The 14172-nt window shown below is 55.3% G+C and carries 17 protein-coding genes; 11 read left to right on the top strand and 6 right to left on the bottom strand.

Going from position 1 to position 14172, the window contains the following annotated elements; all coding sequences use genetic code 11:
- Window positions 1–32 precede the first annotated feature (32 nt).
- From GPM19_RS08670 to moaE, 8 genes are all read left to right on the top strand, one after another.
- Window positions 33–578 carry an adenine phosphoribosyltransferase gene (locus GPM19_RS08670; protein ID WP_160418644.1) on the top strand — a complete coding sequence of 182 codons (546 nt, stop codon included), beginning with the start codon at window positions 33–35 and terminating at the stop codon, window positions 576–578.
- A 5-nt stretch (window positions 579–583) separates the two neighbouring features.
- Window positions 584–1063, top strand: a complete 480-nt coding sequence (gene gpt / locus GPM19_RS08665) for a xanthine phosphoribosyltransferase (RefSeq protein ID WP_160418643.1) — start codon at window positions 584–586, stop codon at window positions 1061–1063.
- A gap of 35 nt (window positions 1064–1098) precedes the next feature.
- Window positions 1099–1791, top strand: a complete 693-nt coding sequence (gene ung / locus GPM19_RS08660; protein WP_160418642.1) for a uracil-DNA glycosylase — start codon at window positions 1099–1101, stop codon at window positions 1789–1791.
- A gap of 100 nt (window positions 1792–1891) precedes the next feature.
- Window positions 1892–2521 (top strand): uracil phosphoribosyltransferase, encoded by a 630-nt coding sequence (upp, locus tag GPM19_RS08655; protein ID WP_160418641.1) that lies wholly within the window; start codon window positions 1892–1894, stop codon window positions 2519–2521.
- Window positions 2522–2596: 75 nt separating this feature from the next.
- Window positions 2597–3835, top strand: a complete 1239-nt coding sequence (locus tag GPM19_RS08650) for a uracil-xanthine permease family protein (RefSeq protein WP_160418640.1) — start codon at window positions 2597–2599, stop codon at window positions 3833–3835.
- Window positions 3836–3902: 67 nt separating this feature from the next.
- A complete protein-coding gene (gene mobB, locus GPM19_RS08645) occupies window positions 3903–4463 on the top strand; it encodes a molybdopterin-guanine dinucleotide biosynthesis protein B (RefSeq protein ID WP_160418639.1) in 561 nt (186 codons plus the stop codon).
- A 46-nt stretch (window positions 4464–4509) separates the two neighbouring features.
- On the top strand, window positions 4510–5313 hold the full coding sequence (gene moaC, locus GPM19_RS08640) for a cyclic pyranopterin monophosphate synthase MoaC (RefSeq protein WP_160418638.1): 804 nt from the start codon (window positions 4510–4512) through the stop codon (window positions 5311–5313).
- 2 nt (window positions 5314–5315) lie between these two features.
- Window positions 5316–5780: a molybdopterin synthase catalytic subunit MoaE gene (moaE, locus tag GPM19_RS08635; RefSeq protein ID WP_160418637.1), complete on the top strand. Its 465-nt coding sequence runs from the start codon at window positions 5316–5318 to the stop codon at window positions 5778–5780.
- 29 nt (window positions 5781–5809) lie between these two features.
- On the opposite strand, the gene GPM19_RS08630 is transcribed toward moaE, so the two are convergent.
- The 3 genes from GPM19_RS08630 to GPM19_RS08620 all read right to left on the bottom strand — a co-directional run bounded on the left by GPM19_RS08630 (window position 5810) and on the right by GPM19_RS08620 (window position 8651).
- The gene (locus GPM19_RS08630) at window positions 5810–7393 is read right to left on the bottom strand and encodes a ribonuclease J (protein WP_160418636.1); all 1584 of its coding nucleotides are present in this window, start codon (window positions 7391–7393) and stop codon (window positions 5810–5812) included.
- Window positions 7394–7596: 203 nt separating this feature from the next.
- Window positions 7597–7977, bottom strand: coding sequence for a hypothetical protein (locus GPM19_RS08625; protein WP_160418635.1), 381 nt, complete (start codon window positions 7975–7977; stop codon window positions 7597–7599).
- Window positions 7978–8045: 68 nt separating this feature from the next.
- Window positions 8046–8651, bottom strand: a complete 606-nt coding sequence (locus GPM19_RS08620; RefSeq protein WP_160418634.1) for a gamma-glutamylcyclotransferase — start codon at window positions 8649–8651, stop codon at window positions 8046–8048.
- Between the two features lie 124 nt (window positions 8652–8775).
- Between GPM19_RS08620 and GPM19_RS08615 the strand changes: the two genes are divergently transcribed.
- Window positions 8776–9462, top strand: a complete 687-nt coding sequence (locus GPM19_RS08615) for a metallophosphoesterase (RefSeq protein ID WP_160418633.1) — start codon at window positions 8776–8778, stop codon at window positions 9460–9462.
- Here the strand turns inward: GPM19_RS08615 and GPM19_RS08610 are convergent.
- Entirely contained in the window at window positions 9448–11394 is a 1947-nt protein-coding gene (locus GPM19_RS08610; protein ID WP_160418632.1) for an aconitate hydratase, read from the bottom strand. The genes GPM19_RS08615 and GPM19_RS08610 overlap by 15 nt on opposite strands.
- Window positions 11395–11429: 35 nt before the next feature.
- Complete coding sequence (locus tag GPM19_RS08605; protein ID WP_160418631.1) at window positions 11430–11678, bottom strand: hypothetical protein; 249 nt, start codon at window positions 11676–11678, stop codon at window positions 11430–11432.
- A 148-nt stretch (window positions 11679–11826) separates the two neighbouring features.
- Here GPM19_RS08605 and GPM19_RS08600 point away from each other — a divergent pair, with 148 nt between their 5' ends.
- Window positions 11827–12483, top strand: a complete 657-nt coding sequence (locus tag GPM19_RS08600) for a LysM peptidoglycan-binding domain-containing protein (protein WP_160418630.1) — start codon at window positions 11827–11829, stop codon at window positions 12481–12483.
- 25 nt (window positions 12484–12508) lie between these two features.
- Here the strand turns inward: GPM19_RS08600 and GPM19_RS08595 are convergent, their stop codons facing one another.
- Complete coding sequence (locus GPM19_RS08595; RefSeq protein WP_160418629.1) at window positions 12509–12943, bottom strand: RidA family protein; 435 nt, start codon at window positions 12941–12943, stop codon at window positions 12509–12511.
- A gap of 87 nt (window positions 12944–13030) precedes the next feature.
- On the opposite strand from GPM19_RS08595, the gene GPM19_RS08590 reads away from it, so the two are divergent.
- Window positions 13031–14167 carry an alpha/beta hydrolase family protein gene (locus GPM19_RS08590; RefSeq protein ID WP_160418628.1) on the top strand — a complete coding sequence of 379 codons (1137 nt, stop codon included), beginning with the start codon at window positions 13031–13033 and terminating at the stop codon, window positions 14165–14167.
- The last annotated feature ends 5 nt before the right edge of the window (window positions 14168–14172 follow it).

Genomic DNA, 14172 nt, shown 5'->3' with positions numbered 1-14172 from the left:
TTGATTTCCCCCTTCTTTCGATGAGAGACGTGATGAGCATCTACGGCGACTATATCAAGTCCGTTATTCGTACAGTTCCCGACTGGCCCGAGACCGGGGTCAATTTCCGCGATATCACGCCGCTTTTGCAAAATAGCGCGGCCTTTCGCAAACTGATCGATAGCTTTGTGCATCGCTATCAAGAAATGAACCTGGACGCTATCGCCGCTATCGATGCACGAGGTTTTATCATTGGAGCGCCCCTGGCATACGAGCTTGGCTGCAGCTTCGTGCCGGTGCGTAAAAAGGGTAAATTGCCATTCAAGACCATCAGTGAAACCTATACATTGGAATACGGTCATGCCGAGGTCGAACTACACTCGGATGCATTCAAACAGGGGGACCGAATCCTGTTGATGGATGACCTTATCGCTACGGGTGGCACCATGTTGGCAGCGGCTAATTTGATTCAGCGTAGCGGCGGCCATGTGGTTGAAACAGCCACCATTATCGACTTGCCTGACCTGGGTGGTTCCACCAAGATTCGCGAAGCCGGTTACGGCGTTTTCGCGGTATGTTCCTTCACTGAAAACGAGTAACACCCATGAGCAGCGAGCATTATCAACAGCACTTCATCGTTTCTTGGGATCAGTTGCATCGTGATGTGCGCCGGCTATGTCATCAACTGGTCGAGCGAGACTTCAAGGGTATCGTCGCGATTACCCGAGGTGGCTTGATTCCCGCTGCTCTTATCGCCCGCGAGCTCAATGTGCGCCTGATCGATACCGTATGCATCAAGAGCTATGATCATCAGGAGCAAGGCAGTCTGGAGGTGCTCAAGGGTGTAGAACATGACGGCGAGGGCTGGTTGCTGGTCGACGACTTGGTGGATACTGGCAAAACGGCTCGCGCCGTGCGTGAAATGTTACCCAAAGCGCACTTCGTCACCATCTATGCCAAGCCGGATGGGCGCCCTCTGGTCGATCAGTACGTGACCGAAGTCGCCCAGCAATGCTGGATTCAGTTTCCCTGGGACATGGGTGTCACCTATGTCGAACCTCTGGTTGAGCAGGCCAAACGCTGAATGAGGTTTCTATGACCCCTACCTCGATGCCCCCTATGACCAGCACTTCAAACCCGCTTCCCGATGACTGGAACCGCTATTTAGGCGAGGAGTTCAACGCTGACTACATGCAGGCGTTGAAACGCTTTTTGAAGGCGGAAAAAGCCGATGGCAAAGTCATCTATCCGCACTCTTCAAACTGGTTTCGTGCCTTCGAGTTGACGCCGTTGAATGACGTTCGGGTGGTCATTCTGGGCCAGGACCCTTATCACGGTCCGAACCAGGCGCATGGACTGTGCTTTTCCGTGCAGCCGGGGGTGCCGGTACCGCCGTCGCTTGCCAATATCTACAAGGAGCTTGCCGCTGACGTGGGTGTTACCCCGGTCAAGCATGGCAACCTGGAATATTGGGCGCGGCAAGGCGTATTGCTATTGAATGCCGCCTTGACTGTAGAGCGTGGTAATGCCGCATCGCACCGCGGAAAAGGCTGGGAAAAATTTACCGACCAAGTGATCCGTGTTGTCAGTGAACATGCCAAACCGAGTGTATTTCTGCTTTGGGGCGGTCATGCGCGCCAGAAAAAGGCATTGGTGGATACTCAACGACATCTGGTGCTTGAAGCGCCACATCCATCACCACTTTCCGCTCATCGGGGATTTCTGGGCTGCCGGCATTTTTCGAAGGCCAATGCGTTTCTCGAAGACAATGGACGCGAGCCGATCGACTGGCAATTGCCAGAGTCCCCTTAACCCATTCATGAGTTAGGCGTAGAATGTCGCGCAATTTTACGTCTTTAACGTCGCCTGAACTTTCGTCATCGTCCTGAACCAGCTATCAAGAGAGATTTCCATGAGTGTCCATACCGTTAAGCATCCATTGGTTCAGCATAAGCTGGGGCTGATGCGAGAAGCTCATCTAAGCACCAAGAGCTTTCGTGAACTGGCCGGTGAGATCGCCAAATTATTGACCTACGAAGCGACCCAGGACTTGGAAGTCGAAGACCAGGAAATCCATGGCTGGAACAATGAGTCGATGGCGGTACCACGGCTCAAGGGCAAGAAAGTCACCATCGTTCCGATCCTGCGTGCCGGGCTGGGAATGCTGGAAGGCGTAACCGATTTGCTTCCTAGCGCTCGGGTCAGTGTCGTGGGGCTTTATCGCGATGAAGAAAGCCTGGAGCCTGTGCCTTATTACGCCAAGTTCGCCAATGACATCGAAGAGCGCATGGCGCTGGTGATTGACCCCATGCTGGCAACGGGCGGCACTATGGTAGCCACCCTGGACATGCTCAAGGAGCAGGGTTGTAAGCATATGAAGGTCATTGTGCTGGTCGCGGCACCGGAGGGCATCAAGCGCGTGCAAGATGCTTATCCCGATATCGAAATCTTTACCGCTTCAATCGATCAGCGATTGGATGAACACGGTTATATCGTTCCAGGCCTGGGAGATGCCGGAGACAAGATTTTCGGAACACGCTAGTTCCCCTCCTTACTGCCCCTCGCATTTTTGATGCCAGGGGCATTTTTTTGGTCATTGTTGCCCGGAGATTGTTACATGAGTGACGCCGTTTCTGCTGCCAAGGCGGAATCCTTGCTGCGCGTACTTCTCACCGGCGCCCAAATGCTATTCGTGGCATTCGGTGCTTTGGTTTTGGTGCCGTTACTGACAGGGCTTGACCCCAGTGTGGCGCTATTTACCGCAGGTGCCGGGACACTGCTGTTCCATGCCGTTACTCGGCAAAGTGTGCCGGTATTTCTTGCCTCGTCATTTGCTTTCATTGCGCCGATCCAAGGCTCAATAGCGAGTTTCGGCATTTCCGCGACCATGGGCGGTCTGATGGCTGCCGGCTTAGTGTATGTGGTGATTTCTCAGGCTGTCCGGTTGAAAGGGACGGTCTGGTTGCATCGTCTTTTGCCGGCGGTGGTGGTCGGGCCGGTCATCATGGTGATCGGGCTGGCACTGGCGCCGGTAGCGGTAAGTATGGCCACCGGTGAAACCAGCGACAACATCGATTACGGCACGGCCATTTTTCTTTCCATGACCAGTTTGCTGGTGACTTTGGTGCTGGCTGTATTCGGGAGAGGGTTGCTGCGTCTGATTCCGATCATGGGAGGTATTGTTACTGGCTATGGACTGGCGCTCTTGATGGGTGCCGTGGATTTCACCCCGGTACGCGAAGCCGCCTGGCTGGCCATTCCGGCCTTTACCGCCCCTAGCTTTCATTGGGCCGCGATCTTATTCATGATCCCCGTTGCCATTGCGCCAGCGGTGGAACATATCGGTGATATGGTTGCCATCGGCTCGGTCACGCGCAAGAATTACCTGGAAACCCCTGGCCTGCATCGCACCTTGCTGGGAGATGGCTTGGCGACCACCGTGGCGGCGCTATTGGGTGGGCCCCCCAACACGACTTATTCGGAAGTTACCGGTGCGGTAACCCTGACCCGAGCCTTCAATCCTTTGTACATGATAGTGGCCGCGGTGCTTGCGGTATTGCTGGCCTTCATTTCCAAGCTGGGGGCATTGCTGCAAACCATACCCGGTCCGGTGATGGGCGGTATCATGACCTTGCTGTTCGGTTCGATTGCAGTGGTAGGCATGAATACCTTGGTGCGTGCCGGGCACTCGCTCACCGCTCCGCGTAACTTGGTGGTGGTGTCGTTGATTCTGGTATTCGGGATCGGCGGTATGCAATTCGGCGAAGGGCAATTCACCTTGCAAGGGGTGAGTCTTGCAGCATTGGTAGGTATTGTATTGAATTGGGTGTTGCCAGCCGCCGGCGAAGATGAATAATCAGTCGGCATGTAACGAAATACCACAAAGAAATACTTTCAAAGAGATCTCTTAAAAAAGAGTAGTTATGAACGCATTGTCGACCTTGTCATTCGAGCCTGATTTGCCACTGCTGGGTATTGCCGCCTGGAGTGGCACCGGCAAGACGACTTTATTGGAAAAGCTGCTTCCGGTACTGCGCGAGCAGGGGCTCAAGGTGGCGGTGATCAAGCATGCTCATCATGAATTCGAGGTGGATAAACCCGGCAAGGATAGCCACCGTTTGCGTTGTGCCGGTGCCACGCCGATGCTGGTGGCATCGCACAAACGACTTGCCCTGATGATGGAAACACCGGGGCAGGAGGAGCCGGACTTGCCCGCCTTGGTCGAGTCCTTGCGCTGCTATTCACCGGATCTGATTCTGGTAGAAGGCTTCAAAACCTGGCCATTTCCCAAGCTGGCACTTCATCGTGATACCTGTGGTGATACAAGCCTCGTGCAGGATACCTGGGTGCGTGCGGTTGCCACCAATCAACCCGAAGCGCTTACCCTGAAGGAGGACGTCGTGGTGCTGGATATTGATAATATGATGGACATTGCCGCCTGGGTGAAAAAATGGCCCGCGTGCTGGAAGGCATCCTTGGCTTAGCCTTGGTCTATCTCCCTAACACTCAACTTGTCGATAGAGGAAAAGCATGAACTTGACGCATCTGAACGCCCATGGCGAAGCCCATATGGTGGATGTGACGGACAAAGCTGAAACGTCTCGTGAAGCCGTGGCATCCGGGTGTGTGTTCATGCAGCCGGCAACCCTGGCGTTGCTGGTGGAAGGGGGCTTGCCCAAGGGCGATGTCCTGGCCACTGCACGTATTGCGGGTATTCAGGCTGCAAAACGCACCCATGAGCTAATCCCACTATGCCATGCGCTGGCGCTCTCCAAAGTCTCCGTCGACTTTTTGATCAACCATGAACAACATTGCGTCGAAGTTTCTGCTACATGCCGTTTGACGGGGCGCACTGGCGTTGAAATGGAAGCGTTGACCGCCGTCTCGGTCGCCTGTCTGACGCTCTATGATATGTGCAAGGCCGTCGACAAGACCATGCAGATCGAGGCCATTCGCCTGGATAGTAAGATCGGGGGGAAAAGCGGTGATTATCGGCGGGCCGGTTATGCGTCGGAAGCGCCTATCGTGACCGGCGAAGGAGAGACCGGTGAAGTCTCATTGAGAGAGCGATGCCCCACGGCGGGAGTCAGGGTCAAATTTCTGGCGGAACTCCGCGAGCGACTGGCCACCAGTGAAAGTTTCGTAAGCCTGGATGAATTACCTAGGCGGGATATTGCCGGCTTGAAAGCAGTCCTCGCTCAGCGTGATCCTCGCTTTGCTCTGCTTAACGAACAACGCATTCTCTGCGCCATCAATCAGGTCATGGCCAACGATACGGCCCGTATTACCGATGATGATGAGGTTGCTTTCTTCCCGCCGGTCACAGGGGGCTAATCATGGCGGATATCGAGATAAGAGTGCAGTCCAACGCCTTTGCCATCACCTATGGCTATCCGGAAACGCTAAATGGACGAACGGATATCGGGGCGGTAGTCAGCTTCACCGGCTTGGTACGCGATTTCAATGAAGCTCCCGAGGTAACGGGCCTGAGCCTTGAGCACTACCCCGGCATGACGGAAAAAACTTTGCACGCCATTGCCGAGCAAGCATGGCAGCGTTGGCCGTTGCAGGCCGTGCGGGTGGTTCATCGAGTGGGTCACTTGCAGCCTGGGGACCCCATTGTCAGGGTGCTGGTCGCCAGTGCTCATCGGCGTGATGCGTTTCAAGCCTGTGACTTCATTATGGACTTGCTCAAGACAGAAGCACCGTTCTGGAAAAAAGAGCACGCCAAAAGTGGAGATTATTGGGTGAAGGAGCGCCATACGGATCAAGCCGATGCCCAGCGCTGGTCATCCTCCTGATTGCGACTGTTTGAACAGAAGCGGGCGACTCATGTCGACTGCGGCATTTCCTCCGCCATGATTTGTAGATGTACCTCTGGCATGCGCTGAAGATGGGTTGTCAGCCAATCGACCAACCGAGGTTGCAGGGCGGCTCTCAATTCGGAAAGCGTGTCGGCATGAATGTCGTCCAACTGCTCATCGAGCCAATCCACGAAACTGTCTTCATCCATCGGACTGGTGGCATTGCTATCAAGCATCAGCCGCCCGATGCGCGTCCAGCCCGTCTCGGTCGCCGCCACCGGCAAGGCCAGATACAGGCTGCCGTGGCGTGAACGCTGATGTGATCCATCCAGGCCCGGATGCGGCACCACGCTGTCCTGGCTGACGATGCAGGGCGGCTGAGGATGGCGCTTCTCCAAGGTAAGGCCGTTGGCATCCAGGCGTATCATGTCGCCGTTTACGGGCGCTAGAGGCGCCTCGATATCCATTTCCCGTGCAAGCGCTTGATGTGCCTGTTGATGACGTGCCTCACCATGCACGGGCAACAGGTAGCGCGGCTGCGTCCATTGATACAGCTTGCGTAACTCATCCTGAGCAGGGTGGCCTGTGGCATGTAGCTCGGGATGGTTGAACTCGTCATACAGGCTGACTCCAAGGCGAGCCAGCGAGGTCTTCAAGCGTTCGATCATGCGTTCGTTGCCGGGAATCGCCTTGGCGGAAAAGATCACGCTGTCGCCGGGCTGAAGCTCAAAATGCGAATGCCGCCCTTGGGCAAGGCGCTGCAGGGCCGCGCGGGGTTCTCCCTGGCTGCCGGTGGCGATCACTACGACCTCTTCCGGCGGCAGATAGCCTAAGTCATGGACGGGCACCAACGGCGGAAAATCATCGAGATATCCCAAACCCCGCGCCACCGTCACCATGCGTTCCATTGAGCGTCCCATCAAGCTGATGCGCCGGCCGCAGCGCTGCGCTGCCCGGCCAATGGCCACGATTCTGGCGATATTGCTGGAAAAACACGATATCACGATGCGCCCGGTGCATTGGGCCATGGTGGTTTCCAGGGCCACGGCCACGCCGCCTTCGCTACCCGAATGGCCCGGCAGCGGCGCATTGGTGGAGTCTCCCACCACCAGGTCGACCGGCGCCAAGGCGCGCAGCATCGCAGCGGATACCGGCGCACCGACCAGAGGGTCGGGGTCGAGTTTCCAGTCTCCGGTATGCAGCACTCGATAATTGCCGACAGCCATGATCAAAGCACAGCTTTCGGGAATGGAGTGAGTCATCGGGAGATAGCGTAGCGTAAAAGGGCCATTCTCCAGCGCTTCGCCGGGCTCGACGATAGTAATGGCATCGGTTGCCAAGCCACGCTCGGAAAATTTCAGGCGCAAAAGCCCGGCGGCCAGGGGAGTGGCGTAGATAGGACAACCCCAATGTGGCCACAACCAGGCAGCAGCGCCGATATGGTCTTCATGGCCATGGGTAATGAAGAGTGCCCGAGGAATGATCCCCAATGCCGTGGCAGTATCGAGATTGGGTACCTGTAGCGGAAAATCTGGCAGATCCTGACGAATCATCATGCCGCAATCAATGGCGATCCAGTGATCGTCATGGCCGTAAAGGCTCAGATTCATGCCGATTTCACCACAGCCTCCTAGCGGCAAAAAATGCAGGGGGTGGCGACGGCGGGGGCGAATTTGGACACGCGGTTGAAGCATCGGTAATTACGAACCTGAAGTAATAAGCCTTCAACTATACGGGAAGGGAGGCGGGAGTCACAATCCAGGTTGCCTAAAGTACCGTCCTCAGACGTTTTTCAAAGAACATGTGCGCCTAACTACCTAGTTGCCAGCCTCTGCCATGGCCAGCGCATCTTGATGGGGATGGCCATGTACTGTATCGCTTCATTTAACGGGGTCAGTATGGTGCCAAGGTGTCGGTAGCATAGTGCGCTGCTCAGCATCCCGGGGCACTGCTTCAGCAACAGTTCACATTGCTGAGCGGCAAGAGAAAGTTGCTCGGCAGCTTCCGGTACGAACAGTGACTTTGACTGATGACAGCAGCGCTTCAGTTCACGGGACAGCATCATCACCATGCTGGTATCCAGCCAGCAAGGCAAAGGGTCCTCCAGCCTGCCGGCGATAGAGCTCTGGACCGCCTCGAAAGAGGTGCGCAAAAATAGAGCAGTTTGGTGGGTTTGGCGCTGTTCATTTGTCATAGTGGGTTGTCTTTAAAAGATATAGATTCTCATTCTCAAGTAAAAGTATATATTTTCATGTATCGCTGTCAATGGCAAGGCGACTGCTCTGAACTTATCAATGAATCACTTTTATCTCTTGATCGCACATGCGCCGCCAGCGTGAACACATGTGCATCCTCAGCACCCAACTCTTCCAGTGCAGTTGCCAAGTGGCGCAAGTAGTCACGGTTGGAGCCGCTGGGACCATAGGCAGTGGCGATTTGTTCGACGACTGCATCGAGGGGTGCTGCGCCCAGAAAAGCGGCGTTTTCTTCTGTGGCCAAATAAATCAACCCTTCGGCGTGACTGCCATCGGCAAAGTGCAGGGTGATGAGCTCACGCAGGTAGCCATTCTTTTCGCGGATATCCAGCGCGTGCAAGGTACTGGCATTAATGCGATAGGCCATACCCTGGCAGGTGGCGCCGGGCTCGTTGATCAAGGTGACCACACGCCCCGGCGATGCCGGGGTGCCTCGGTGGTCATGGGAGCCCTGCCAGAAGCGGCGTGCCCAATGGTGAATATAGGCGGGGTGGCGTTCGAGATAAGGAAACTCCGCTTTCCAGATCAAGGAGCCGTAGCCGAACAGCCAAAGTTCGGCGTCATCATCAAACGGCATGCGCTGCTGGTTAAGCTGGGCGGTGTCGAGCGTCATCAATATTCTCACTCTCTTGTTGCGTCTCTTGGTGCGATAACGGCATTGTTGGATATAAGGAGCAAACTGGTATGGCTGCTACTCTTAAAGGCAGCATTGTATCCTTGTGGAAAGGAGGTGGCCCATGTTGGTGACACATGCAACCAATCGGGATGGGCGTGATTGGGTAGCAGGGGATATTCACGGCCAATACGATACCCTGTTCGAATCCCTTGAGCAGGCCGGGTTCGATAGCAAACATGACCGGCTGTTCCAGGTGGGTGATCTTATTGACCGTGGCCGCGATTCCTTCAAATGTCTGTCCTTGGCTTTCGAACCCTGGTTTTTCGGGGTGCTCGGCAATCATGAGCAATTAGCGCTGGATGCTTTTCGTACCGGTGGAAGCGCCTGGGAGTTATGGATGCTCAATGGCGGCAAGTGGGTCTATTCCGAAAACCCCAACGAGGTGGAAGCCGTACTTGAAGAGGCGGTGAAACACCTGCCGCTGGCGCGCGAGATCAACGCTGGCCGGTATCGTATCGGAATGGTTCACGCCGAACCGCCGCAGGATTGGCTTTGGCTTAAAGACGCTGTCGATGTTTATCGCGATACTCTCACCTGGGGTCGCAGGCGTTACAAGACGCAAGATAACCGCCTCGTAAGCGGCATCAATGCGGTGGTGGTGGGGCATACTATCGTGAAGGAGCCTATCTGGTTGGGAAATGTGCTTTATCTGGACACCGGTGCCTTCGCGAAAGAAGGCTATCTAACGCTTGTACCGCTAGATGAAATTATCGCCATGACACCCTCCGATTTTTCAGCCAGACCCTGATTCGCTGCGCATGACATTGATCAAGCTGCCACTTTTGATTACCTCGGTTTGACGCTTGGAAAGACGGTGGTACATGGCGTAGTCGACGTTCTTGGTCTTGTTGTGCAGCTTGATTTCATCATCGCTTTGAAGGGCGGTGTGGATTGCATCCAGCGCCAGTTCATCATCCTGGTCAATGCTGTCGAGGTCGTCCGGGTTGGTGAAGTTCAGCGGTACCACGCCGAAGTTGACCAGGTTCTGCCAGTGTATACGACCATAAGAAATAGCACAGACGGTCCGTAGCCCCAAATAGCGCGGGGCGATGGCAGCATGCTCACGACTTGACCCTTGACCGTAGTTTTTGCCGGCAACAATGAAGAAACCATCACCTTCGAGTGCCTTGGCGCGTTCATGGAACTCAGGGTCCATGGCATGAAACACGAAATCGGCGATGGCGGGAATATTACTGCGTAACGGCAGCACCTCGGCCCCGGCGGGCAGAATCTCGTCGGTGGAAATGTCGTCGCCCACTTTCAGCAACAACGGGCCGCAAAAATCGTCGGGAATGGGGTCGAAGGTAGGCAATGTCTTGACGTTCGGCCCCTTGTCCAGTGCCACCTTACTGCTGTGTTCGGCGGGTGGAATGAACATTTCACGATTGATCGACAGAAAGTCGGGCTCCTTGAATATCGGATAGTCCATATCCAGCTCGCGGGGGTCGGTAATCCTTCCGGTCAGGGCTGATGCGGTGGCGGTTTCCGGGCTGCACAGGAACACTCTGTCTTCGGGGGTGCCGGAGCGTCCGGGAAAGTTGCGCGGCACGGTGCGTAGGCTATTGCGTTCGGTGGCCGGCGCCTGTCCCATGCCGATACAGCCGTTACAGCCGGCCTGGTGCAGGCGGGCACCGGCGTGTATCAGCAGCGAAAGATAGTTCTCGCTGGCGAGGTTTTCGAGTAACTGGCGCGAAGTGGGGTTGACGTCGAAGGATATTCCCGGCTGAACTTGGCGGCCTTCAACCATCATTGCCGGCACGGCAAAATCGCGTAGACCGGCGTTGGCCGAGGAGCCGATATAAGCCTGATAAATTTCCTCGCCAGCTACTTGGTGGACGGGCTTGACGTTGCCGGGACTGCTGGGCAACGCGATCAGAGGTTCAAGTGTGGATAGGTGCAGGTTGAGATGCTCATCGTAATCGGCTCCTTCGTCGGCCAACAGTTCTTGCCAATCGTCACTGCGGTCCTGCTGCGTCAGGAAGCGTTTTACCTCAAGGTCAGAGGGGAACACGGTGGTGGTGGCGCCCATCTCGGTGCCCATGTTGGCGATGACATGGCGGTCCATGGCGCTCAGGCTGTCGAGACCGGGGCCGTAGTACTCGAATACCTTGCCAACGCCGCCCTTGACACCGTAACGGCGCAACATTTCCAGCACTGCATCCTTGGCGCTGACCCAGGCGGGCAACTCCCCGGTAATCTCTACTCCAACTATTTTAGGCATAGTCAGATGCAGCGGCTTTCCGGCCATGGCAAGGGCGACTTCCAGGCCGCCGGCGCCGGTGGCAAACATGCCCAAGGCACCGGCTGCGGGAGTGTGGCTATCGGAGCCGACCAGCGTTTTGCCGGGAATGCCGAAGCGTTCCTGATGGAGGGGGTGGCTGACGCCATTGCCGGCTGGGCTGAACCACACGCCGAACTTGCGACAGGCACTTTCCAGAAAAAGATGATCGTCGGGGTTTTTGAAGTCTTCCTGCAAGAGGTTGTGATCGACGTATTGGGCGGAAAGCTCGGTACGCACGCGCTCTATCCGCATGGATTCGAATTCCAGCATGACCAGCGTGCCGGTGGCATCCTGGGTCAAGGTCTGGTCGACTACAAGGCCTATTTCCTCTCCTGGTTGCATCTTTCCTGACACCAGGTGAGATTCAATCAGTTTCTGAGTCACGTTGAGCCGAGCCATGTTTTGCTCCGTTTGCATAGTAATTGACAATAAGATCACGCAAATTCGGAATCCGTGGTTTTCACGCGTACGGCGTCTTCCTCACCCTGTACCCACACTGAAAAGTCGCCGCCGCCCAAATGATTGACGGCATGGCCTTCTCGAGTCTTGAAAGTAGAGAGCCCGTTTTTTACGGCCCCTTCATGGTGTAACGTACTGATATTCTTGACGCTCGAGAAAATATCGATGAAGTATTCATTACCTGCTTCATCAAACGCCATGATGGTTCTCTCGTACTGATGCATGTTTCTCACCTGCTTGAATGCCATTGAATATGGATGACGTACTCAGCATAAACATAGCTAACAACGAGCGTTGGCGCCTTGCAGTTGGATGAACCATATTAGTAAGTAGCCTGGTAACGGGGCGTGCTTTGCTACAGGGAGATGCAACATGAAAGTACCTTTTTACCTTTGGGCTACTCGTGCTGGAGTCGCCAAATCGATGGGTATTGCTATGACAGCCGGTATGTTGCTGGGGCACTCTGTTCCAGGGCTGGCCCAGCAGGACCAGGACGCGCCGGAAACCGAACAATCGGTCGAAGAAAGAGAGAAATCCAGGGAGCAACTGGAAGACGAGCTTTCCGTGACGCGTAGCGAATTGGAAAACCATAAGGAAGAAATGCAAAAGATGCGTAAGCGCATCGAATATCTTGAAGAAGAGTTGGCCGACACGCTTGAAAAGAAGGCCGCAGCCGCGACAGCTAACGACTCTCAAGAGGAAACCGAAGAAGAAGGCAGCGTGAATCTCGAAAGTGCCAAAGACACCGCCGGCGAAACTGCTCAGGCGTTGGCTGATGCCTACCGTCGTGATAATCCTGAAGAAATAGAACAGTACTCCGAGCAGCTGTATGATGACCAGAGGCTGGTTTCATTGATGCAGGATGACACCACGCTTTATCGGGTTAAACAGGGAGAAAGCCTGGCCAATATCGCCATGCGCTATTACGGAGACGGCAATCGTTGGCCTGAGATTCATGAGGCCAATAGCCATGTCATTGAGAATCCGGATAGGTTGTGGCCGCGAATGACGCTGCTTCTACCCATGTAAGGACGCTTTCATGTGAACTAGCTTTCTAGCGGTCGCCTTGTTCACCGTTCGCGTCGCCTTCATTGTCTTTCGGTTTGTGGGGGCGTCGTGCCATCAAGGTAATCTCGACGTGGGAGCCGTCGTAGAGTCGTGGCGACTCGGTGCAGGTACGGGCTGGGTAGCGACTGTGATTGAAAAATTCAGCATAGACGGCATCCACCTGCTGGGCGTTATCGAGATTGGTGAGATGAATATCCACACGGACGGTATCGGCGATATTACACCCTGCATATTCGAGCAATTTGACCAGGCGGCGCATGACCCAGCGGGTTTCTTCGTGAATATTGCCGAGCACGGTTTCTCCCCCTGGAATATCCATCACGGTCAGACCCGAGATAAACGCATAATGATCATCCAGCACGATATGGCTACCCGGGAATAATGGCTGGTTCAGGGTGGGATCATTCAGATAGTTCGGCATCTTGACGTCCTTTCGAGTCGAGACAATATGACAATTATCATGATAGCTATGAGCGGATTGTCTTTCCTGAAATTCCAGAGGCACAAGATGAGCCGAATAAAAAACATGCCGTTTAGTCCAAGGTTTGTCGGCCTGCTTCTGATGCTTGGCTTGCTGTCGGGCTGTGGTGCCTTGAACCGTGGTTATGAAGCCTTGCTGGTGCTGGAAGATCTGTCGGCGGGGAGCGAAGAGAGTTGGTTGGAGCAGCGCACCTCAGAGCCCAGCCGTGAGAAGGTGAATTACGCAGTCAAGGGGCGGGATTACGTAGCGGATATTTATCATCCGGAGATCCCCCGCCGAGGGGCAATGGTACTGGTGCATGGGTTTACCGAGGAGGGTCGCCGCGACCCCCGTCTGGTCGAGTTTGCCATGACACTGTCTCGGGTCGGCTTCACGCTGGTAGTGCCTGAACTGGAGGGGCTGAAGGATTTTTCCATCAGCACGCGCGAGGCTCAAGCGATAGCCGATGCCGTCCGCTACACCACGAATGAAATAGAGGCCACGGAATCGGAGACGGCACTTGCCGCCATCAGTTTTGCGGTAGGCCCGGCACTCATCGCGGCGATGCAGGAGGACACGGCTGGGCGGGTGAGTTTCGTGGTGGCTGTGGGTGGCTATTATGATCTGACGGACATGCTTCGCTATGTCACCACGGGGGAAGATCGCGGCGGTGCAGCGCTGGAGCTACCCCCACCGGAGAGTCGGGCACGTTGGGCGATGTTGTTGAGTCAGCTTCATTGGCTGGAAGACGAGGAGGATCAAGCGCTTCTGGAAAATATTGCCCGGCGCAAACTGGAAGACCGTTCTGCAGCAGTGGAGGCTGAGGTTCGCAGGCTAGGGCCGCAAGGCAGGCCGCTGTATAATCTGGTGACCAATGAAGATCCGGACAATGTGAATGCGCTGCTTGCCAAGCTTCCGTCACGGCTGAGACAGGAATTCAAGGCATTGGACTTATCGAGACGCGATCTCGATGAGTTACAGGCGCAACTGATATTGATCCACGGGCCGAATGATCGAGTGATTCCGATAAGCCACAGTCGCCGTTTAGAGGATGCCTTGCCGGAGGGCCAGGCTCACTTATACGAGGCGGCGGGCTTGGAGCATGTGGATGTCTCGCCGGGCCTTCTGGATGGCTGGGAATTATGGCGAGCCACGGTTCACGTGCTAAAGCTGGGAGAGCAATAGAGTGA

This window comes from Vreelandella zhuhanensis (assembly GCF_009793355.1).
In the GTDB taxonomy this organism is placed as follows: domain Bacteria; phylum Pseudomonadota; class Gammaproteobacteria; order Pseudomonadales; family Halomonadaceae; genus Vreelandella; species Vreelandella zhuhanensis.
The sequence above is the reverse complement of the archived record's forward strand: the minus strand, read 5'-3'. Positions and strand labels throughout refer to the sequence as shown.

Coding starts and splice junctions, on each gene's coding strand:
- GPM19_RS08670 (WP_160418644.1), top strand. CDS start 33: ATGAGCATCTACGGCGACTATATCAAGTCCGTTATTCGTACAGTTCCC.
- gpt (WP_160418643.1), top strand. CDS start 584: ATGAGCAGCGAGCATTATCAACAGCACTTCATCGTTTCTTGGGATCAG.
- ung (WP_160418642.1), top strand. CDS start 1,099: ATGACCAGCACTTCAAACCCGCTTCCCGATGACTGGAACCGCTATTTA.
- upp (WP_160418641.1), top strand. CDS start 1,892: ATGAGTGTCCATACCGTTAAGCATCCATTGGTTCAGCATAAGCTGGGG.
- GPM19_RS08650 (WP_160418640.1), top strand. CDS start 2,597: ATGAGTGACGCCGTTTCTGCTGCCAAGGCGGAATCCTTGCTGCGCGTA.
- mobB (WP_160418639.1), top strand. CDS start 3,903: ATGAACGCATTGTCGACCTTGTCATTCGAGCCTGATTTGCCACTGCTG.
- moaC (WP_160418638.1), top strand. CDS start 4,510: ATGAACTTGACGCATCTGAACGCCCATGGCGAAGCCCATATGGTGGAT.
- moaE (WP_160418637.1), top strand. CDS start 5,316: ATGGCGGATATCGAGATAAGAGTGCAGTCCAACGCCTTTGCCATCACC.
- GPM19_RS08630 (WP_160418636.1), bottom strand. CDS start 7,393: ATGAATCTGAGCCTTTACGGCCATGACGATCACTGGATCGCCATTGAT.
- GPM19_RS08625 (WP_160418635.1), bottom strand. CDS start 7,977: ATGACAAATGAACAGCGCCAAACCCACCAAACTGCTCTATTTTTGCGC.
- GPM19_RS08620 (WP_160418634.1), bottom strand. CDS start 8,651: ATGACGCTCGACACCGCCCAGCTTAACCAGCAGCGCATGCCGTTTGAT.
- GPM19_RS08615 (WP_160418633.1), top strand. CDS start 8,776: ATGTTGGTGACACATGCAACCAATCGGGATGGGCGTGATTGGGTAGCA.
- GPM19_RS08610 (WP_160418632.1), bottom strand. CDS start 11,394: ATGGCTCGGCTCAACGTGACTCAGAAACTGATTGAATCTCACCTGGTG.
- GPM19_RS08605 (WP_160418631.1), bottom strand. CDS start 11,678: ATGCATCAGTACGAGAGAACCATCATGGCGTTTGATGAAGCAGGTAAT.
- GPM19_RS08600 (WP_160418630.1), top strand. CDS start 11,827: ATGAAAGTACCTTTTTACCTTTGGGCTACTCGTGCTGGAGTCGCCAAA.
- GPM19_RS08595 (WP_160418629.1), bottom strand. CDS start 12,943: ATGCCGAACTATCTGAATGATCCCACCCTGAACCAGCCATTATTCCCG.
- GPM19_RS08590 (WP_160418628.1), top strand. CDS start 13,031: ATGAGCCGAATAAAAAACATGCCGTTTAGTCCAAGGTTTGTCGGCCTG.